Annotated in this window: 17 protein-coding genes; 7 read left to right on the top strand and 10 right to left on the bottom strand. The window is 47.5% G+C overall.

What is annotated here, in order from left to right:
* Positions 1-24: 24 nt before the first annotated feature.
* Complete coding sequence (gene znuA, locus OOK74_RS03900) at positions 25-909, bottom strand: zinc ABC transporter substrate-binding protein ZnuA (protein ID WP_274722232.1); 885 nt, start codon at positions 907-909, stop codon at positions 25-27.
* Between the two features lie 82 nt (positions 910-991).
* Here znuA and znuC point away from each other — a divergent pair, with 82 nt between their 5' ends.
* Positions 992-1,780, top strand: coding sequence for a zinc ABC transporter ATP-binding protein ZnuC (gene znuC, locus OOK74_RS03895; RefSeq protein WP_274722231.1), 789 nt, complete (start codon positions 992-994; stop codon positions 1,778-1,780).
* The gene (gene znuB / locus OOK74_RS03890; RefSeq protein WP_166013349.1) at positions 1,773-2,555 is read left to right on the top strand and encodes a zinc ABC transporter permease subunit ZnuB; all 783 of its coding nucleotides are present in this window, start codon (positions 1,773-1,775) and stop codon (positions 2,553-2,555) included. The genes znuC and znuB overlap by 8 nt, the downstream gene beginning before the upstream one ends.
* A gap of 121 nt (positions 2,556-2,676) precedes the next feature.
* Here the strand turns inward: znuB and sucD are convergent, their stop codons facing one another.
* The 4 genes from sucD to sucA form a co-directional block, all read right to left on the bottom strand.
* Positions 2,677-3,549 (bottom strand): succinate--CoA ligase subunit alpha, encoded by an 873-nt coding sequence (gene sucD, locus OOK74_RS03885; RefSeq protein WP_274722230.1) that lies wholly within the window; start codon positions 3,547-3,549, stop codon positions 2,677-2,679.
* A complete protein-coding gene (sucC, locus tag OOK74_RS03880; RefSeq protein ID WP_278183143.1) occupies positions 3,549-4,715 on the bottom strand; it encodes an ADP-forming succinate--CoA ligase subunit beta in 1,167 nt (388 codons plus the stop codon). The genes sucD and sucC overlap by 1 nt, the downstream gene beginning before the upstream one ends.
* A gap of 160 nt (positions 4,716-4,875) precedes the next feature.
* Positions 4,876-6,090 (bottom strand): 2-oxoglutarate dehydrogenase complex dihydrolipoyllysine-residue succinyltransferase, encoded by a 1,215-nt coding sequence (gene odhB / locus OOK74_RS03875; protein ID WP_278183142.1) that lies wholly within the window; start codon positions 6,088-6,090, stop codon positions 4,876-4,878.
* A gap of 28 nt (positions 6,091-6,118) precedes the next feature.
* Complete coding sequence (sucA, locus tag OOK74_RS03870; RefSeq protein ID WP_278183141.1) at positions 6,119-8,929, bottom strand: 2-oxoglutarate dehydrogenase E1 component; 2,811 nt, start codon at positions 8,927-8,929, stop codon at positions 6,119-6,121.
* Between the two features lie 688 nt (positions 8,930-9,617).
* Between sucA and OOK74_RS03865 the strand changes: the two genes are divergently transcribed.
* Complete coding sequence (locus OOK74_RS03865; RefSeq protein ID WP_166013354.1) at positions 9,618-10,910, top strand: citrate synthase; 1,293 nt, start codon at positions 9,618-9,620, stop codon at positions 10,908-10,910.
* Between the two features lie 112 nt (positions 10,911-11,022).
* On the opposite strand, the gene OOK74_RS03860 is transcribed toward OOK74_RS03865, so the two are convergent.
* The 3 genes from OOK74_RS03860 to seqA form a co-directional block, all read right to left on the bottom strand.
* Positions 11,023-11,781 (bottom strand): Nif3-like dinuclear metal center hexameric protein, encoded by a 759-nt coding sequence (locus OOK74_RS03860; RefSeq protein WP_278183140.1) that lies wholly within the window; start codon positions 11,779-11,781, stop codon positions 11,023-11,025.
* A 138-nt stretch (positions 11,782-11,919) separates the two neighbouring features.
* Positions 11,920-13,566: a phosphoglucomutase (alpha-D-glucose-1,6-bisphosphate-dependent) gene (gene pgm / locus OOK74_RS03855; protein ID WP_274722225.1), complete on the bottom strand. Its 1,647-nt coding sequence runs from the start codon at positions 13,564-13,566 to the stop codon at positions 11,920-11,922.
* Positions 13,567-13,676: 110 nt separating this feature from the next.
* On the bottom strand, positions 13,677-14,210 hold the full coding sequence (gene seqA / locus OOK74_RS03850; protein ID WP_274722224.1) for a replication initiation negative regulator SeqA: 534 nt from the start codon (positions 14,208-14,210) through the stop codon (positions 13,677-13,679).
* A gap of 92 nt (positions 14,211-14,302) precedes the next feature.
* Between seqA and OOK74_RS03845 the strand changes: the two genes are divergently transcribed.
* From OOK74_RS03845 to fcrX, 4 genes are all read left to right on the top strand, one after another.
* Positions 14,303-15,067 carry an alpha/beta fold hydrolase gene (locus OOK74_RS03845; RefSeq protein ID WP_274722223.1) on the top strand — a complete coding sequence of 255 codons (765 nt, stop codon included), beginning with the start codon at positions 14,303-14,305 and terminating at the stop codon, positions 15,065-15,067.
* Between the two features lie 102 nt (positions 15,068-15,169).
* A complete protein-coding gene (locus OOK74_RS03840; protein ID WP_166013359.1) occupies positions 15,170-15,391 on the top strand; it encodes a DUF2788 domain-containing protein in 222 nt (73 codons plus the stop codon).
* A gap of 48 nt (positions 15,392-15,439) precedes the next feature.
* Positions 15,440-15,967, top strand: a complete 528-nt coding sequence (gene fldA / locus OOK74_RS03835) for a flavodoxin FldA (RefSeq protein ID WP_274722222.1) — start codon at positions 15,440-15,442, stop codon at positions 15,965-15,967.
* A 538-nt stretch (positions 15,968-16,505) separates the two neighbouring features.
* Positions 16,506-16,958 carry a ferric iron uptake transcriptional regulator FcrX gene (gene fcrX / locus OOK74_RS03830; RefSeq protein WP_274722221.1) on the top strand — a complete coding sequence of 151 codons (453 nt, stop codon included), beginning with the start codon at positions 16,506-16,508 and terminating at the stop codon, positions 16,956-16,958.
* Between the two features lie 97 nt (positions 16,959-17,055).
* On the opposite strand, the gene OOK74_RS03825 is transcribed toward fcrX, so the two are convergent.
* Positions 17,056-18,069, bottom strand: a complete 1,014-nt coding sequence (locus OOK74_RS03825) for an aspartate-semialdehyde dehydrogenase (protein ID WP_274722220.1) — start codon at positions 18,067-18,069, stop codon at positions 17,056-17,058.
* Positions 18,053-19,198: a 4-phosphoerythronate dehydrogenase gene (locus OOK74_RS03820; protein ID WP_278183139.1), complete on the bottom strand. Its 1,146-nt coding sequence runs from the start codon at positions 19,196-19,198 to the stop codon at positions 18,053-18,055. The genes OOK74_RS03825 and OOK74_RS03820 overlap by 17 nt, the downstream gene beginning before the upstream one ends.
* Positions 19,199-19,395: the final 197 nt, after the last annotated feature.

Raw genomic sequence — 19,395 nt, 5'->3', positions numbered from 1 at the left:
ATAATTTTTCCTCTCATGATTAGCTCAAGGCTGAGCTAAACATTGGTAATAGCTATCCGCCAATTGATTGAGGAACACAAAATAGCTACCCGCTTTTAATTGCACCGAGCTGCCCAATGGATCTAACACGCCAATTTTTGCTGGGGTACCTCTGACTACTGTTTCAATAATTGCGGGTTCAAACTGCGGCTCAGCAAACACACATTTAGCTAACTGGGCATTCAGAGTCTGCTTGATTGCGATCAAGGTTTTCGCACCAGGTTTACGCTCTGGATTCACCGTAAAATGCCCGAGCTGATTAAGGGTAAAATGTTGCTCAAAATATCCATAAGCATCATGGAACACATAATAAGGTACGCTCATCACTGGTGTTAGCTGCTCACGAATGGCCTGCTCACGCTCACTTAAACTAGCTAAAAAACGTTGCAAATTCGCTTGATACTTTGATTGATTAGTCGCATCCAGTGCGATCAATTGCGCGCTTATCGCACTGGCTACCTGCGCAACCGGCTGAATACCTAGCCAAAAATGTGGATCATGACTGCCATGCTGATGCCCTGCGTGATCATGGTGATCTTGAGCCCCATACTCACGCAAAGCTAAGTTAGGCACTTGACTTAATGTCAGTACCGATGGTTGATTGGCTAACAACTTACTCATGAACGGTTCAAGGTCTTGACCAAACCAAATCACCAGATCGGCTTGCTGAATCCGCTTTACATCTGAAGGACGGAGCGCATAATCATGCGGCGATGCCCCCGCAGGCAACAATACATCCGGGGTGCCAGTACCGAGCATCAACTCATAAGTGATCATCTGTATCGGCTTAATGCTGGTTAGCACCTCAATGGCACTGGCCGATTTCGTGAATAAGACAATCGCCGTCAAAACAATAAATCTCGGTAACATGGTAATCGCACTCCCGTTAGTGGCTTTTGCTGAAGCATAATGTTACTTTATAACATAACCATTTTGCAAATGAGTTCTATTAATGGCTAATTTGATTGAATTGCAGCAAATTTGCGTCAATTTTGAGCAGCGACGCGTACTAGACCAGATCCAACTGACTCTGACTAAAGGTAAGATCACAACCCTCATTGGCCCGAATGGCGCGGGTAAGTCGACGCTGGTCAAAGTCATTTTGGGATTACAAGAGATCAGCTCAGGCAAAATGATTCGCCAAGCTGGAGTTCGTATCGGCTACGTACCACAAAAACTGAAACTCAATGATACTCTGCCACTCAGCGTCGAGCGTTTCTTACGCCTCGCTGGGCGCTTTACCCAGCAACAATTAACTGCAGCACTAGCTTTAGTCGGTGGTGAACATTTACAACAGCATGATATGCATAAGCTATCCGGCGGTGAAACACAGCGCGTATTACTGGCGAGAGCACTGTTACAACAACCGGATTTATTGGTATTAGATGAGCCGGCTCAAGGGGTGGATGTTCAAGGACAAATCGATTTATACGATCTTATCCATACCTTACGTAATCGTTTTGGCTGTGCGGTATTAATGGTTTCCCATGATTTACACTTAGTGATGGCGAAAACTGATGAAGTCATTTGCTTACAGCATCATATTTGCTGCTCTGGCTCACCAGAAAACATCGCCCAACATCCCAGTTATTTGGCAATGTTTGGTCACCGCAGCCGTGAAACGCTGGCGTTTTACCAACACCATCACGAGCACCACCATCACGATCTTGCTGGTCAACCAGTGCAAGGTAAAGCCAGCTCTTGCGCACATCACTCACATGGTCACCATCAACATGATTGAACTTCTATTACCTTCTCTGCTTGCTGGACTTGGGATTGCGATCATTGCAGGTCCACTTGGCTCATTCGTCGTCTGGCGTAAAATGGCCTATTTCGGCGATACCCTTGCCCACGCATCATTGCTGGGCCTTGCCTTAGGCTTTTTACTTGAGATTAATTTGTATCTGGCGTTATTAGTCTGCTGTTTGGGTATGGCGACCCTTTTAGTCGCGATGCAAAAACAGACCATAATTGCCACCGATACATTATTGGGAATTATGGCGCACAGTGCTTTGTCGCTCGGTATGATTGCGGTGAGCTTCCTAGATCATGTCCGTATCGATTTAATGAGCTATCTGTTTGGTGATTTGTTGGCCATCTCCACATCCGATCTAACCTTTATCTGGCTCGGTGTTGCTATCGTTAGCCTAATTGTTTACCTACTTTGGCACCCTCTACTCTCAACCAGTGTCAATGAAGAGCTGGCCTTTGTTGAGGGGATCAATACCGATTTAATGCGCCTGATCCTAATGCTATTGATCGGTTTGGTGATTGCCGTGGGTATGAAGTTTGTTGGGGCGTTGATCATGGGGTCGCTGCTGATTATTCCTGCCGCTACTGCACGTCGCCTATCGCGTAGCCCTGAAGCGATGGCGGGTTGGGCCATCTTACTTGGTATGGTAAGCGTAGTCGGTGGGCTCGCCCTATCTTGGCATTTTGATACGCCAGCGGGTCCTTCGGTGGTGGTGTGTGCCGCAGGGTTATTTGTCTTGACTCAATTTAAGCGAGTCGCTTAATCCGCTAGCAATTTAATTAACGGGTAACTTAATCCACTGACAGCTTAAATAATTAGCCCCGATCTGAGATCGGGGCTAATGGTTACTCAGTGAGACTAACCAATCATCATAACCAACAACATCACCAGCCAGTCACTTCACGCAGCGCTTTGCCAATGTCGGCCAGACTTTTTACTGTCTTCACACCCGCAGATTCCAACGCAGCAAATTTCTCTTTCGCAGTACCTTTACCGCCAGAGATGATCGCACCGGCGTGTCCCATCCGCTTACCCGCAGGAGCGGTCACCCCAGCAATGTAAGAGACGACCGGTTTAGTAACGTTGGTTTTGATAAATGCCGCCGCTTCTTCTTCGGCGGTGCCACCGATTTCGCCAATCATCACAATCGCTTCCGTTTCGGGGTCATCTTCAAACAGCTGCAGAATATCAATGAAATTCGATCCTGGGATCGGATCACCACCAATTCCGACACAGCTCGATTGCCCAAAACCTTCATCGGTGGTTTGTTTGACCGCTTCATAGGTCAAGGTGCCAGAGCGAGAGACAATGCCCACTTTCCCCTTATGATGAATATGACCGGGCATAATACCAATCTTGCATTCATCAGGAGTGATCACTCCAGGGCAGTTAGGGCCGATCATCCGCACTCCGGTCTGCTCTAGTTTCACTTTGACCTCTAGCATATCCAATGTTGGGATGCCTTCGGTAATCGTGACAATCAAACTAATGCCGGCATCGATAGCCTCTAAGATCGCATCTTTACAAAATGGCGCAGGAACATAAATGACGCTGGCGGTTGCCCCCGTCTGTTCAACCGCTTCGCGCACCGTGTTAAATACCGGTAAGCCTAAGTGAGTCGTCCCACCTTTACCGGGTGAAACGCCGCCTACCATTTGTGTACCGTAAGCCAGTGCCTGCTCTGAATGGAAAGTGCCTTGCCCTCCGGTAAAGCCCTGACAAATCACTTTGGTGTCTTTATTGATAAGGATCGACATTATTTGCCCTCCGCAGCAGCAACCACTTTTTGCGCTGCATCAGTCAGTGATTCCGCAGCAATAATATCTAAACCAGAGGCCGCCAATCGCTGACGACCAAGCTCTGCGTTAGTGCCCTCAAGACGCACCACTACTGGCACACTGACGCCAACTTGTTTAACCGCACCAATAATCCCCTCGGCAATCATATCGCAGCGCACAATGCCACCAAAAATATTCACCAGTACCGCTTTGACATGGGCATCAGACAAAATAATTTTAAACGCTTCGGCAACTCGCTCTTTGGTCGCACCACCACCCACATCAAGGAAATTCGCCGGTTTACCACCGTGCAAATTGACAATATCCATCGTGCCCATCGCCAGTCCAGCACCATTCACCATACAACCAACATTGCCATCCAGAGCGACATAATTGAGCTCCCATTTCGCGGCATGGGCTTCACGCACATCTTCTTGAGAAGCATCATGCATCTGACGCAATTTAGGCTGGCGAAACATCGCATTTGAGTCGATATTGATCTTGCCATCTAGGCACAACAAATTGCCTTCTTGGGTAATAACCAATGGGTTAATTTCCAGCAGCGCGAGATCGTAGTGCATAAACATCTCACCCAGACCGATGAAAATTTTCACAAACTGTTTGATTTGATCGCCTTGCAGGCCGAGCTTAAACGCCAACTCACGCCCTTGATAAGCTTGTGGGCCAACCAATGGATCGATCGCCATCTTATGAATAAGTTCTGGTGTGTGCTGTGCGACTTTTTCAATCTCCACGCCACCTTCGGTCGAAGCCATAAAAACAATGCGACGTGTTGAGCGATCCACTACCGCCCCTAAATAGAGTTCTTTAGCAATGTGAGAGGCTTCTTCCACCAAAATTTTCGACACTGGTTGACCTTGAGCGTCGGTTTGATAAGTGACTAAATGATTACCTAACCACTTCTGCGCAAACGCTTTTACCCCTTCTTTGCTGTCATGTAATTCCACGCCACCCGCTTTACCACGTCCACCGGCGTGAACTTGACATTTTACGACTTTCTTAACGCTGCTAATGCGTCCAGCGGCTTCAAACGCTTCTTGTGGCGTATCACAAGCGTAGCCTTCCGGTACCGGTAAACCGAATTCTGCAAACAGCTGTTTAGCTTGATATTCATGCAAATTCATTGTGTTGTTCCATTTATTGATTATCTTCCATAGCGTTCACGGTGACTGAACTGTAAGGTGGCTAAGCCATTTGAGCAAGCGGTCAACATTAAGCCGATATCAGGTCAGACATGCTACATGCCTGACCAAAATCTCACTCAACCACGGACATTCACGCCCCTTAAACGTCCAGCAACAGGCGAGCAGGATCTTCGAGCAGTGCTTTAATCGTTACCAAGAAACCCACCGATTCTCGACCATCAATTAAGCGGTGATCGTAAGACAGAGCGAGATACATCATCGGTAAGATTTCCATTTTACCATCCACGACCATCACGCGATCTTGGATTTTGTGCATGCCTAAAATCGCGGCCTGCGGTGGATTGATAATGGGTGTCGACATCAGCGAACCAAACACACCACCATTAGTGATGGTAAAGTTACCGCCCGTCAGCTCTTCAACTGTTAGCTTACCATCGCGGCCTTTTTCAGATAACCCTTTGATACCTTTTTCAATTTGCGCCAAGCTCAAGCTATCGCAATCTTTCAGCACTGGGGTAACAAGGCCACGCGGTGTCGATACGGCAATACTGACATCAAAATAGTTGTGATAGACAATATCTTCACCATCTAGAGACGCATTCACCTCAGGATAGCGCTTGAGCGCTTCAGTGACCGCTTTAACAAAGAACGACATAAAACCGAGCCGGATCCCATGGCGCTTTTCAAATACATCTTGATATTGCTGGCGCATCTCCATGATCGGCTTCATGTTGACTTCGTTAAACGTTGTCAGCATCGCAGTGCTATTTTTCGCTTCTAACAAGCGCTCGGCAATCCGCTTACGCAGCCGGGTCATGGGTACACGCTTCTCGGTACGGCCAGCGTGAGACTCTGCCACCACCATGGTAGCAGGTGCCACTATCACAGCCGGTGCCGGGGTCGCTGCCAAATGGGCTTGAATATCTTCCCGGGTAATACGACCACCGACCCCAGAGCCTTTGACTTGATCAGCGAGTAAATTATGCTCAGCCAACAAACGGCGGGCGGTTGGGCTGAGCGCATCACTACTTTCCTCACTCAGCGTCGCTTTATGGCGTTTATCGGGTGACGGTTGGGTCGCATCTGGCGAATCTTGAGTCGGCTCACCGGCAATCGCACTCAGCTTCAAGCGGGCCAATAGCTGTTTTGACAATACTGTCGCCCCTTCTGGCTCTAGAATTACCTCCAACACTCCGGCCTCAGGAGCCGGAACTTCCAGTACCACTTTGTCCGTCTCAATATCCACAATCACTTCGTCACGCGCAACGAAATCGCCCGGCTGTTTATGCCAAGTCGCCACCGTGGCATCTGCGACGGATTCAGGCAAATCTGGAACCAGAATTTCAATGGTCATAATCGTCTCTTCCTTATACTTCTCGTTCTTAGGCTAAGTTTAGCGCGTCTTCAAGCAACGCTTTTTGTTGTTTCATATGCAGTGACATATAGCCAACCGCGGTCGATGCTGAAGCAGGACGACCAGCGTATTTCAGCTCGGCACCAGCAGGAATCGCTGCGCGGAAATTGTGCTGGCTACTGTACCAAGCCCCTTGGTTTTGAGGCTCTTCTTGACACCAGACGTAATCCAATACATTCGGGTAATCGGCAATCGCCGCTTGTACATCGTCCAGTGGGAAAGGATAGAGCTGCTCAATACGCACTAACGCGACATCTTGCTGCTGATTGGCTCGACGCTGCTCAAGTAAGTCGTAGTAAACCTTACCAGAACAAAATACTACCCGCTTGACTTGCGTCGCCTCTAAATGATCGATTTCAGCAATCGCTGGCTGGAACGTGCCATCGGTTAGCTCTTGTACACTGGACACACATAATGGATGACGCAGCAAAGACTTAGGCGACATCACTACCAGTGGCCGACGCATTGGGCGCACCACTTGGCGGCGCAGCATGTGGTATACCTGCGCGGGGGTAGATGGCACCACCACCTGCATGTTTTGCTCGGCACATAATTGCAAATAGCGCTCTAAACGTGCTGAAGAGTGTTCAGGGCCTTGGCCTTCATAGCCATGTGGTAACAACATGGTTAGGCCGCATAAACGCCCCCATTTTTGTTCACCTGACGAAATGAACTGATCGATCACCACCTGCGCCCCATTGGCAAAGTCACCAAACTGGGCTTCCCATACGGTTAAACCACTGGGTTCAGCCGTTGCATAACCATACTCAAATGCCAATACCGCTTCTTCGGATAGCACCGAGTCATACACTTCAAACGGACCTTGGCCAGCATGGATTTGCGTCAATGGAATATAAGTACTGGCATCATTTTGGTTGTGTAGCACGGCATGGCGATGGAAAAAGGTTCCACGACCGGAATCTTGCCCAGAAATGCGGATGCGTTTTCCTTCATCCAGTAACGTCGCGTAAGCTAGGGTTTCCGCCATGCCCCAATCCAACATCTTTTCGCCAGTCATCATCGCTAAGCGGTCTTGATAGATTTTTTCAACTCGACTATGCAGAGCATGGCTGCCTGGATATTGGCATACTCGGCGACCGAGATCTTGCAATCGTGTCATCGCAAATGCGTTCTGCCATGACGTTGTCCAATCATGGCCAAGGTATGGCGACCAATCCACCGAATGCATCGCCATGGGCCGCCACTCTTTGACCACCACTTCACCGCGATCTAACGCATCACGGTATTCGTTGACCAGTTGTGTAGCGGTTTCGAGCGAGCACTCACCACGCTCGGTCAACACATCAGCATACAATTTACGTGGGGTGGGATGTTTTTTGATTTTTTGGTACATCAGCGGCTGCGTGGCATTCGGCTCATCCGCTTCGTTATGACCGTGACGACGATAACATACCAGATCGATGACCACATCGCGCTTAAATTGATTACGATAATCCAAGGCTAAGCGGGTGACGAAAGCGACCGCTTCAGGATCGTCTGAATTAACGTGAAAAATGGGAGCCTGAACCATTTTGGCAATATCGGTACAGTACATAGTCGAACGCGTATCGCGTGGATTAGAAGTGGTAAAACCAACTTGATTGTTGATCACAATCCGTACCGTACCGCCGACACAGAAACCGCGCGCTTGCGACATATTGAAGGTTTCGGCCACCACGCCTTGCCCGGCAATCGCAGAGTCACCGTGAATGGTGATCGGCAAGACTTTACTGCCATCTTGGTCGCCTAAGCGATCTTGCCGGGCACGTACCGAACCCATCACCACTGGATTTACAATTTCTAAATGGGACGGGTTAAACGCTAAAACTAAATGAACATCGCCACCTGGCGTCGCAAAATCTGCCGAGAAACCCTGATGGTATTTAACATCCCCAGTGCCCCATCCTTCGGCATGCTTGCCTGCAAATTCATCAAACAGATCTTGTGGTTTTTTACCCAGCACGTTCACCAGCATGTTTAAACGACCACGGTGTGCCATGCCAATCACCACTTCTCGCATGCCACTTGCACCTGCCTGGCGGATCAGCTCTTTGGTCATTGGCACTAAAGCGTCCCCCCCTTCTAAAGAGAAACGTTTGGCACCTGGAAACTTCGCACCAAGATAGCGCTCAAGGCCTTCCGCGGCGGTGAGCTCTTCAAGGAAAGTTTGCTTTTCTTGCTGGGTAAAGACTGGGCTACCAACCACTGGCTCCAAACGTTGCTGGATCCAACGCTTCTGCTCCGTATCGGTGATATGCATGTACTCAGCCCCCACCGCACCACAATAGATTTTTTGCAACGATTGGTGGATCTCTTGCAGTTGCATGGTCTCCTGGCCGATAGCAAAAGAGCCGACATTGAAAGTGGCTTGTAAATCTTCTTGGGTTAAAGAATGAAATAGTGGATTGAGTTCTGCGATGTCAGGACGCTGCCATAAACCGAGCGGATCCAATTGCGCGGCTTCATGGCCGCGAAAGCGGTATGCATTGATAAGCTGTAAAACTTTAACTTGTTTTGCATCGACTTCAGGATCACTCACTTGGGCACTGTAATGCTTGCTCTCTTGCGCGAGCCGTCGGAAGTAGTCGCGAACCCGTGAGTGTGGTTGTTCCACCACATTGCTGGAGTGCACAGGCAACTCCTCAAACACACGTTTCCACTCATTACTCACCAGATCGGGATCACTGAGATACAATTCGTAGAGATCTTCTACATAAGTTGCATTAGCGCCAGCCAAATGTGAAGACTCGAGCCATGCCTTCATCACGCTATTGTGCATTTTTTTCCCTTAATCAGTTGTTTTCACGTTTGCTACGGTCTGCGCCGAGCTATACAAAGCAGACGCTAACGCCTGCAATCTTCAATTTAAGCCGCACGATGGATGGATTAAAACTGCATATCTCTCATCGCTTGGATTGGATTCAAACCTTTAAGGCAAACACTGACACAATTCATAATACCGTGGCAACGAAAAACGCTAAATTTATCATCAAGATCCGATAAACGTTGCTCTGTTTTAAAAGCTTGCCACCCAGCCATCGATAAAGGCTTAATATTCGATAGAGCGATCGTAAAACTGTGTTATGTCGATAATCAAGCTTGGTCTGTCAATCTCAAATAACAACACACTGATTAACATTTAAACAACACATCAACCAGTAAATTCTCAAGGTAACGGCCATTTAACTATTTCATTCAAGGTTGAAATATCAGCATAACATATCTCTATTCCCTTGAATTTATAGGCGTATCAGTAAATTTATTTGCCAAACCTAGGCTGCAACATTTTAGTACGGTTGAGTTAACAAGTTCTGCCACATGGAACATATTTTTAACTTTAGCACGGTAAAAAATCAAAGTGACTGCACACATCAGAGGACAAGCATTGACTTTGCCTGAGATCAGACGTACAAGAATCACACACAAAGATCCTGGACGGATTAAATTAACAAACAAAGGAGATGGTTATGGCGGATCAGAAAGCGACCCTGCACATTGAAGGTAAAGCGCCAATCGAATTGCCGATAATGGATGGTTCTCTTGGCCCACAAGTCATCGACGTTCGCACCTTAGGCGCCAACGGTTACTTTACTTTTGACCCAGGCTTTCTTGCCACTGCATCTTGTGAGTCTCAAATTACCTACATCGATGGCAATAAAGGTATTTTATTGCATCGTGGTTACCCGATCGATCAGCTCGCCAATAACGCGGACTACTTAGAAGTGTGCTACATCCTTCTGTACGGTGAGGCGCCCAATCGCAAGCAATATGAAGAATTCAAAAAAATCGTAACTCGCCACACTATGGTGCACGAACAGATCGCCAGCTTTTTCCACGGCTTCCGCCGTGATGCACACCCAATGGCGGTAATGTGTGGTGTGGTTGGTGCGTTAGCGGCGTTTTATCACGATTCTCTTGACAACAATAATGATACTCACCGAGAAATCGCGGCTTATCGTCTGCTGTCAAAAATGCCAACCTTGGCCGCAATGTGTTACAAATATTCAGTCGGTCAGCCGTTTATCTATCCACGTAATGATTTGAGTTACGCAGAAAACTTTTTACATATGATGTTTGCGACCCCTTGTGAGGAGTATGAGGTTAACCCCATCGTCGCGCGTGCCATGGATAAGATTTTTACTTTGCACGCCGACCATGAGCAAAATGCCTCTACTTCTACCGTACGTTTGGCGGGGTCATCGGGGGCGAATCCATTTGCCTGTATCGCTGCAGGAATTGCTTCTCTGTGGGGGCCAGCTCACGGTGGCGCGAATGAGGCATGTTTACGTATGCTGGAAGAGATCGGCTCAGTCGATAAAATTCCGGAGTATGTCCGACGTGCGAAAGATAAGGATGATCCTTTCCGTTTGATGGGCTTTGGTCATCGGGTCTATAAAAATTATGACCCACGCGCGACGGTCATGCGCGAAGCGTGTCATGAAGTGCTCAAAGAGTTGAATATTCAAGATCCACTGCTGGATGTCGCCTTGGAATTGGAGCGTATTGCCCTATCTGACAGCTATTTTATCGACAAAAAACTCTACCCGAATGTCGATTTTTACTCCGGTATTATTCTTAAAGCGATCGGTATTCCTATCTCAATGTTTACCGTGATCTTTGCTATGTCACGGACCATAGGTTGGATTGCGCACTGGAATGAGATGCACAGCGATCCAGACAATCGCATCGGTCGCCCACGTCAGTTGTACACAGGTCAACAATTGCGTGATTTCCTACCCCTGCATGAACGCCATTCGTGATCCTAATCGGTGATCCATCACACCACTGATATACAACTAGAGCGAGGTCATCTCGCTCTAGTTGATATTGCCATCCTTAAATCACCACCTAAGGTGGTGAGCATGCTGTGCACTACACCGGATTATCAATATCAATAAAGGTAACATCGAGTCCGTGATGTTGTGCCAACCATTCCCCTAACGCTTTAATTCCGTAACGTTCGGTAGCATGATGACCCGCTGAGAAATAGTGAATCGACTGTTCACGTGCCGCATAAGTGGTACGCTCCGAGATCTCTCCGGAGATAAACGCATCGAGGCCACGACTAGCCGCCAACTCAATGTAATCTTGTCCACCACCGGTACACCAACCGATCGTTTCAATTAACTTATCCGCTTGCTCAGGAGCAATGTGCAACGGTGCTCGATTAAGAGTTTGTTCAATTCGCTGTGCAAGTTGTTGTGCAGTCAATGGGGAAGCTAAGCGACCAAACATCGCCACCGATTGCGGATGCCCTTCCAAACCACCTTCGACACAAATTCCTAAGCGCTGGGCTAATTGTGCATTATTGCCCAGTTGTGGATGGATATCTAAAGGCAGATGGTATGCATACAAGTTGAGCTCATTTTGAATTAGGGTACGGATGCGGCGGCCTTTCATACCGCGGATAGCCTCCGGTTCATTTTTCCAAAAATAACCGTGATGGACTAACAACGCATCGGCATTGTTCTCGATCGCCGCCTCGATTAAAGCCAAGCTGGCCGTCACTCCGGTAACAATCCGTTGCACCTGAGTTTTACCTTCAATTTGCAAACCATTAGGACAGTAATCTTTGATTAACTGTGGTGACAATGTCTCATTTAGCAAAGCTTCTAGCTGTAAATTGTTCATCTTGTAATCCATTGAGCAGCAGAGTGGAATATCTCAAGGCCATCCACGTTTAGGCTTGCTGTATCATACAAATTATTAAGCGATATAAAAGACAAAGGGGCGATGTCAGCGCCCCTTATTTTCATCCTCACAGCTCGGTTATAAACCCGCGTCTTTAAACACTTGGTTCACAATCTGCTGCGCTTCAGATTCGATTTGCTTTAAGTGCTCAGGCCCTTTAAAGCTCTCACAATAAATCTTGTAAATATCTTCGGTACCAGAAGGGCGGGCGGCAAACCAGCCATAATCGGTGGTCACTTTCAAACCGCCAATCGCTGCGCCGTTGCCCGGTGCATGCGTTAAACGAGCGGTGATTGGATCACCGGCTAATGTTTGCGCTGCCACCTTCTCTGGTGAGAGTTTTTTCAGTACATTCTTCTGCGGCCCATTGGCCACCGCTTGCAAACGGCTGTAATGAGATTCACCATGTTTGGCCGCTAGCTCATCGTAATATTGCTGTGGATTTTTGCCGGTAATCGCCGTGATTTCTGCCGCTAATAGGCATAACAAGATGCCATCTTTATCGGTCGACCAAGGTGTACCATCTTGGCGTAGGAAAGAAGCTCCCGCACTTTCTTCACCACCAAAGCCAAAACGCCCAGAGTACAAGCCATCAACAAACCATTTGAAGCCAACCGGCACTTCACACAATTCACGACCAAGATCGGCTACCACTTTATCAATCATGGCACTGGAAACTAATGTTTTACCAACCGCGACATGCTCTGCCCATCCTTGACGGTGACGATACAAATAATCGATGCACACTGCTAAGAAATGGTTGGGATTCATCAAGCCTTTAGGCGTAACGATACCGTGGCGATCGTAGTCTGGATCATTACCAAACGCTAAATCGTACTCATCTTTCAACGCCAATAAGCCCGCCATCGCATAGGGCGAAGAGCAGTCCATACGGATTGCACCATCTTTATCCAGTGACATAAATTGGAAACTTGGGTCGATCGCTTCGCTGACCAAAGTAATATCCAACTGATAGGCTTGCGCAATTTGACGCCAATAATCGATACCACTGCCACCAAGAGGATCAACCCCGATTTTTAGCTTGGCCTGTTGAATCGCCGCCATATCGATCACATTGACCAAATCATCAACATACGGTTTAACCAAATCGATTTGCTTAAACAGTGGCGATTGTAATGCCAAAGCCAACGGCATACGTTTGACCCCACTAAGATTGGCACTGATATAAGCGTTAGCACCATCTTCAATCGCTTGGGTTAATTCACCTTCCGCTGGGCCGCCATGGGGTGGGTTATATTTAATGCCACCGTCTTGTGGTGGATTGTGCGATGGCGTGATCACAATACCGTCGGCTTGCGCAGTATGCTTACGATTGTAAGTTAAGATCGCATGGGAAATCCCCGGTGTCGGGGTGTAGCCGTTATGTTGTTGCACGATGACTTCAATACCATTGGCAATCAGCACTTCCAAGACACTACTAAACGCAGGCTCTGACAACGCATGCGTGTCTTTACCAATAAAGATCGGCCCGGTCACCCCTTGTGCACGGCGCACATCGGCTACCGCTTGGGCAATCGCTAAAATATGCTGTTCATTAAACGTAGTTTTATCTGACGTACCACGGTGCCCCGAGGTACCAAATTCGACTTTATGCGCCAGATTGCCAGCTTCTGGCTGGAGTAAGTAATAATTTGCAACTAGCGCAGGGATATTGTGCAGATCCTCTTGTCGCGCCTTTTGTCCAGCACGAGGGTGCATCGCCATAGTGACATCCTTTGTTTAAATTTTGTCTAAAATAAAACCCCATAATATAACGGCATCGCGCTACGCATTATGAGGCTTAAATCAGAATTTTTGGCTGTGATTAGCAAAAATTAAATCGAATGAGTAACTTTCTCAATAATGTCACTTGGGAACCCCATCCGCACCATCACCTGTTCTACCATCTGTTGCTTACGGCTGGTGTTGTTGTTGGTGATCACCCAAAATGGCGTGTTAGGAATCGACTTAGGCTTAGTCGTTTGGCCACTCGCCAATAACGTCTGTTGATTATCGGCAAAATAAACCCGCTTACGACCTTTAACCATCGTCGCGGCTGAAAAGCTAATAGCGTCGATGCGGTATAGGGTCGACAACACTAACATAAAGCGATCGATCGCATTTTTCAGGCTAGCAAACTCATCGGAAATCAGTAGCGAACGCATCGCTTTTACGCTATCAATTTTGGTCTCTAACGCGGCATCTTTGCTCACCACTAATCCTTTCGGCTCAGCCATCGGCGCAACAACCCACTCACCACTGTCAGCATTGAGTAGACGACGCAAAATATCGGAAGCACTTTCACCAATATGCATCGTTTGACTGGCAATGTAACGGTATAGATCCTCATCAACCTCAATTGTTTTCATTCGCTTTTCACAATCTCTATGTTTAAACTTTTGCGGATTATAGCGAGATCTTGACTGAGACTCTACGTTAAACCAATCACTAATAAGATAAAATGTCAGCACTTCTTAATTACAAACTTGAAGGCAGCGGTAATACCGTTGTTTTGATCCACGGCCTATTTGGCAGCATGGACAACCTTGGCTTACTGGCTCGTGATCTCAAACGAGATCATCAAGTCCTGAGTCTGGATCTGCGTAACCATGGACAGTCGTTCCATAGTGATGCACATAATTATCCTTTGATGGCACACGATGTGAACCAATTACTTGAACATCTTAACCTCACGGCAGTGACTGTGATTGGCCACTCAATGGGTGGTAAAGTCGCAATGAAACTCGCCGAGCTTGCTCGGCAAAAAATTCGACAACTGGTGGTATTAGACATGTCACCCGTCGCCTACCACCAGCACCGTCACGATCAGGTGTTCGCTGCGCTGGAGGCGGTGTTGGCACAAAAACCTACTTCGCGCAGTGAAGTGATGTCACTGCTTGCCCAGCACATTGAGCAAGAGGGCGTTCGACAGTTTCTTGGCAAATCTTTGCAAGCAGAGCAAAACGTGATGACTTGGCGCTTCAATGTCGCGGCGTTAAAAAAGCACTATGCCGACATTTTAGGCTGGCAGACGATCGCCCCTTGTCCCATTCCTACTTTATTTATTAAAGGGGCAGATTCTGATTACTTGACTGCGCAACACCAACCGATAGTACAAGCACAGTTTAGCCAAGCCAAAGCGCATGTGATCGCTAATACCGGTCACTGGTTACACGCAGAAAAACCAAACGAGGTACTGCGCACGATCCGCAAATTTATCGATTGACCGCACGCCGCTACGAAGTGAATTGAGAAACACTACGCCGATTAACTTTGTCGACTAACAGTGGTATAGTGCGCGCAAGTAATTTGGCATCAAGGAATGTGCATGCTTTACGACGATATCAACACATTAGAGGCAATTGGACTCGATCTGTTGTTTGCTTCGCTGTTTTTCCTGATCGGAATGGCGATTAAAGATGTGTTGAAACAAGCCAATGTTCCCTTATTAGGACGTCGTATCGTATGGTTAGTGCTCTTTTTAGGGTGCGCAGGCTTTGTCGCCAAAGGCATAATTCAATTGACTTGGGAAGGCGGTGGACTAGGTTAAGCTCAACCAAGCCTCTCGACTCTTTAACAATCTAAAGGTAATGATTCTATGGCAAGTGTAGGTATCTTCTTTGGCAGCGACACCGGCAACACCGAAGCGATTGCAAAGATGATTCAAAAACAACTCGGTAAAAAACTGGTTCACGTACAAGATATTGCTAAAAGCAGCAAAGAAGATATTAACAACTTCGACTTGCTGTTATTAGGCATTCCGACTTGGTATTACGGTGAAGCTCAGTGTGACTGGGATGATTTTTTTCCTGAGTTAGAAGCCATTGATTTTTCAACCAAACTTGTTGCAATTTTTGGTTGTGGCGACCAAGAAGATTACGCAGAGTATTTCTGCGATGCGATGGGAAGTGTACGTGATATCGTGCAAGCCAAAGGCGCAACCATCGTCGGTCACTGGCCAATCGAAGGTTATGAATTCGAAGCCTCTAAAGCTCTCGCCGATGAAAACCACTTTATTGGCCTGTGTATCGATGAAGACCGCCAACCAGAACTCACCGAACAACGTGTCACCCAATGGGTAAACCAAGTTTATCAAGAGATGTGCTTGGCTGAACTGGAAGACTAAGTTTGATGGCAGCATAAACCTAACATCCCCTGCTTTTGCTAGGGGATGTTTTTATTAATCCAGACTCTACGCCTAAACCATCCAATCTCTCATCAGCAAAGCCACTAAAAGTGCTCTACAGTTCCGTAGCGACTTCACACTATTCGCGAGATAACGTCTCAAGAGTATTTTCTTCATACCTTGAGTAGCCTAGACTGCAGCTAAAGCAACCACCGTTATAACTCACTATTGCGAAATAATGTGGATAACCATTGCCACCATACTGGAGAAACAGCAAACCGTGAAATCCGTATCCTGTTCCAATGTGTTGCCACGAAGGTACAGGCTTCCAATTAACCGCTTGAAGTTCGTGGTTTATTGTTCACGGCGACTCACCTATAATGCAGTTCAACATCAATTTCTGTTATCCCCAACGAATTGAGATGCAGCTAAATAGCCAGTGAGAAATGTTCACCGATTCGACAGTTGACGTGGATTTGACAACGATTAACCTCATGTAGCAGCGATTTATCACGGCAGAACATCAACAGGAAAGTATATGTCAGACAACAATCAAGCGCTAAAGGATGCGGGTCTTAAAATTACCCTTCCACGGCTTAAAATTTTAGAAGTGTTACAACAACCAGAATGCCAACATATTAGTGCTGAAGAACTGTACAAAAAGTTGATTGATCTTGGCGAAGAGATTGGTCTTGCCACCGTGTACCGAGTTCTGAACCAATTTGATGATGCCGGCATTGTAACCCGCCACCACTTCGAAGGTGGTAAGTCGGTGTTTGAACTCTCATCTCAACATCACCACGACCACTTAGTGTGTCTGGACTGCGGTGAGGTGATCGAGTTTTCGGATGATGTGATTGAACAGCGCCAAAAAGAGATCGCGGCAAAATACAATGTGCAATTGACCAACCACAGTCTGTATCTGTACGGTAAGTGCGGTAGTCAAGGCAACTGCAAAGACAACCCTAACGCCCATCGCCCAGCGAAATAAATCGCTAAACCAAGCTTGGTTTAGATGGCGAGAACCAGATAAAGCAAAACCCACCAGCCGGTGGGTTTTGTTATAAATGAGTGCTCATCAAGGTCGTTTACAAATAATCGCGCACTAACAGCTCAGCAATTTGTACTGCATTGGTGGCAGCACCTTTACGCACGTTATCGGCCACTACCCACAAGTTAATTCCGCTATGATGGCTGATGTCATTACGTACTCGGCCAACCAAAACATCATCTCTTCCGCCCGCATCACGCACTTGGGTTGGGAAATCGGCGCCACGGAACACTTCAATGCCAGCGGTTTGTTCAAGCAGATCGAGCACTTGCTCTGCATCAATCGGCGAGCCGGTTTCTACATGCACCGCTTCCGCATGGCCGTAAAACACCGGTACTCGTACACACGTTGGGTTAACCATGATTGACGGATCATTGAAGATTTTCTGGGTTTCCCATACCATCTTCATCTCTTCTTTGGTGTAACCGTTATCCATAAATTGATCGATTTGTGGAATACAGTTGAATGCGATCTGTTGGCTAAAGGCATTGGTTTCTGCAGGATAACCATTAAGTAGCTTGGCCGTTTGTCCCGCCAGCTCATCAATCCCCGCTTTACCTGCACCAGAAACCGATTGATAAGTGGTCACGTTAATCCGCTCAATGCCAACCGCATCGTAAATCGGCTTTAGCGCGACTAACATCTGAATGGTGGAGCAGTTCGGGTTGGCAATAATATTGCGGTTACGAAACTCAGCAATCGCTTCTGGATTCACTTCCGGCACCACAAGAGGAATATCATAGTCATAACGGAAATGTGAGGTGTTATCGATCACCACCACGCCCGCTTCAGCCGCAATCGGAGCCCAATGTGCCGATAGTTCGCCACCGGCCGAAAATAGCGCGATATGCACTTGTGACCAATCAAAGGTTTCGACATTTTGCACTTGCACTGTCTTACCGTTAAAGCGATAGGTTTTACCTTCACTGCGCTCACTGGCCAGCAAGAAAAGTTCCGCGACAGGAAACTCACGTTCCTGCAACACTTGCAACATCGTTTCGCCTACGGCGCCCGTTGCGCCAAAAATGGCAACATTAAATTGTTGGCTCATCACATACCTCTACTTGAAAACCGAGTTTAGCCAAAGGAGCCAAATCACACTCAGCACCTCCGGTTAATGTCACCGCGCTGTATTCACGTCGATCCCAATAGTGTTTGCGGATTAAGTCAAACGCTCCGGGTTGATGGATCTCGCGGCGAAACAGTGCGTCATCTTGGCGCACATCATAAATAATTTGAGTCAGCGTATGCAGCGTTACTTCATTCCATGCCCGATCGAGATAGACCTTAGGCACAGGAGCGCGAGGCAATAAACTGGCTGGATCCGCATGCAGTGTTCGGCCAAGAAACGCACAATAGCTGTTGAAAATCATGGTGGTACCACGCGCCTTACCTTCCAGACCATAGCCGGCAATATGCGGGGTAGCAAATGCCAACAGGGGCAGCAATTCCATATCCACTTGCGGTTCAAATTCAAACACGTCTAACACCGCGGTAAAACCATCACCTTGCTGCAAACGCGCTTTAAGCGCTGCGTTATCGACCACAGGGCCACGCGCCGCATTAATCAAAATTTGATCACTGCGTAAGTTTTGTAAGATCGGCTGATTAATCAAATGCTGGGTCGGCCATTCACCTTCGCGTGTAATGGGCGTGTGTAAAGTGATCACATCCGCTTGTTCGAGTAAGGCATCCAGCTCAGTAAAGCTGCGCGGATCGCCTTGTGCTTGTTTTGGGGGATCATTGAGCAGGACCTTGATCCCAATGGCAGACAAGCAGTGCGCTAAATAACTGCCCACTTGCCCGGCTCCCACAATGCCAACCGTTTTATCAAAAATAGAAAAACCTTGCTGCTGTGCCAGCACCATCAGTACGCTAAACACATATTCCGCCACCCCAACCTTGTTACAGCCAGGTGCCGCGGTAAACAAAATATCACGTTCGGCCAGTAACGCTTGGTCAACATGATCCATCCCCGCCGTCGCACTGCCAACAAACTTCAAGCGATTGGCTTTGGCTAGCAGCGCCTGATTCACTTTAGTGACCGAGCGAATCATTAAGGCATCTACATCAATCAAATCATCGGCCGTTAAGCTACGACCCGGTTTTAAAATCACTTCACCAAGCTGACTAAACAGTGCTTCGGCGTAAGGCATGTTCTCATCAATTAGAATTTTCATCGTCGGAATTTGCGGCAGTCAAAGTTGCGGGCATTGTGCAGAAAAGCGTGGAGGCTGTCGAGAATAAAAATACCCGGAGGCCTAAGCCACCGGGTAAACATCCAGAACCTAAGGATTTTGTTCCGCTTTCCATGGAACAAAGTCTGCGTCTGTTGCGATTAGTGAGACTAATCTGTTCTGGAAACTAGGTTGGATTG

Origin of the sequence: Vibrio misgurnus, from assembly GCF_029635775.1 — a bacterium.
Taxonomy (GTDB): domain Bacteria; phylum Pseudomonadota; class Gammaproteobacteria; order Enterobacterales; family Vibrionaceae; genus Vibrio; species Vibrio chanodichtyis.
The sequence above is the reverse complement of the archived record's forward strand: the minus strand, read 5'-3'. Positions and strand labels throughout refer to the sequence as shown.

Bases quoted from the DNA above. Each gene is read 5' to 3' on its own strand.
- znuC (WP_274722231.1), top strand. From the start codon at position 992: ATGGCTAATTTGATTGAATTGCAGCAAATTTGCGTCAATTTTGAGCAG.
- OOK74_RS03860 (WP_278183140.1), bottom strand. From the start codon at position 11,781: ATGAACAATTTACAGCTAGAAGCTTTGCTAAATGAGACATTGTCACCA.
- OOK74_RS03840 (WP_166013359.1), top strand. From the start codon at position 15,170: ATGCTTTACGACGATATCAACACATTAGAGGCAATTGGACTCGATCTG.
- OOK74_RS03825 (WP_274722220.1), bottom strand. From the start codon at position 18,069: ATGAGCCAACAATTTAATGTTGCCATTTTTGGCGCAACGGGCGCCGTA.
- fldA (WP_274722222.1), top strand. From the start codon at position 15,440: ATGGCAAGTGTAGGTATCTTCTTTGGCAGCGACACCGGCAACACCGAA.
- sucC (WP_278183143.1), bottom strand. From the start codon at position 4,715: ATGAATTTGCATGAATATCAAGCTAAACAGCTGTTTGCAGAATTCGGT.
- znuB (WP_166013349.1), top strand. From the start codon at position 1,773: ATGATTGAACTTCTATTACCTTCTCTGCTTGCTGGACTTGGGATTGCG.
- znuA (WP_274722232.1), bottom strand. From the start codon at position 909: ATGTTACCGAGATTTATTGTTTTGACGGCGATTGTCTTATTCACGAAA.
- OOK74_RS03865 (WP_166013354.1), top strand. From the start codon at position 9,618: ATGGCGGATCAGAAAGCGACCCTGCACATTGAAGGTAAAGCGCCAATC.
- seqA (WP_274722224.1), bottom strand. From the start codon at position 14,210: ATGAAAACAATTGAGGTTGATGAGGATCTATACCGTTACATTGCCAGT.
- sucD (WP_274722230.1), bottom strand. From the start codon at position 3,549: ATGTCGATCCTTATCAATAAAGACACCAAAGTGATTTGTCAGGGCTTT.
- OOK74_RS03820 (WP_278183139.1), bottom strand. From the start codon at position 19,198: ATGAAAATTCTAATTGATGAGAACATGCCTTACGCCGAAGCACTGTTT.
- pgm (WP_274722225.1), bottom strand. From the start codon at position 13,566: ATGGCGATGCACCCTCGTGCTGGACAAAAGGCGCGACAAGAGGATCTG.
- sucA (WP_278183141.1), bottom strand. From the start codon at position 8,929: ATGCACAATAGCGTGATGAAGGCATGGCTCGAGTCTTCACATTTGGCT.
- odhB (WP_278183142.1), bottom strand. From the start codon at position 6,090: ATGACCATTGAAATTCTGGTTCCAGATTTGCCTGAATCCGTCGCAGAT.
- fcrX (WP_274722221.1), top strand. From the start codon at position 16,506: ATGTCAGACAACAATCAAGCGCTAAAGGATGCGGGTCTTAAAATTACC.
- OOK74_RS03845 (WP_274722223.1), top strand. From the start codon at position 14,303: ATGTCAGCACTTCTTAATTACAAACTTGAAGGCAGCGGTAATACCGTT.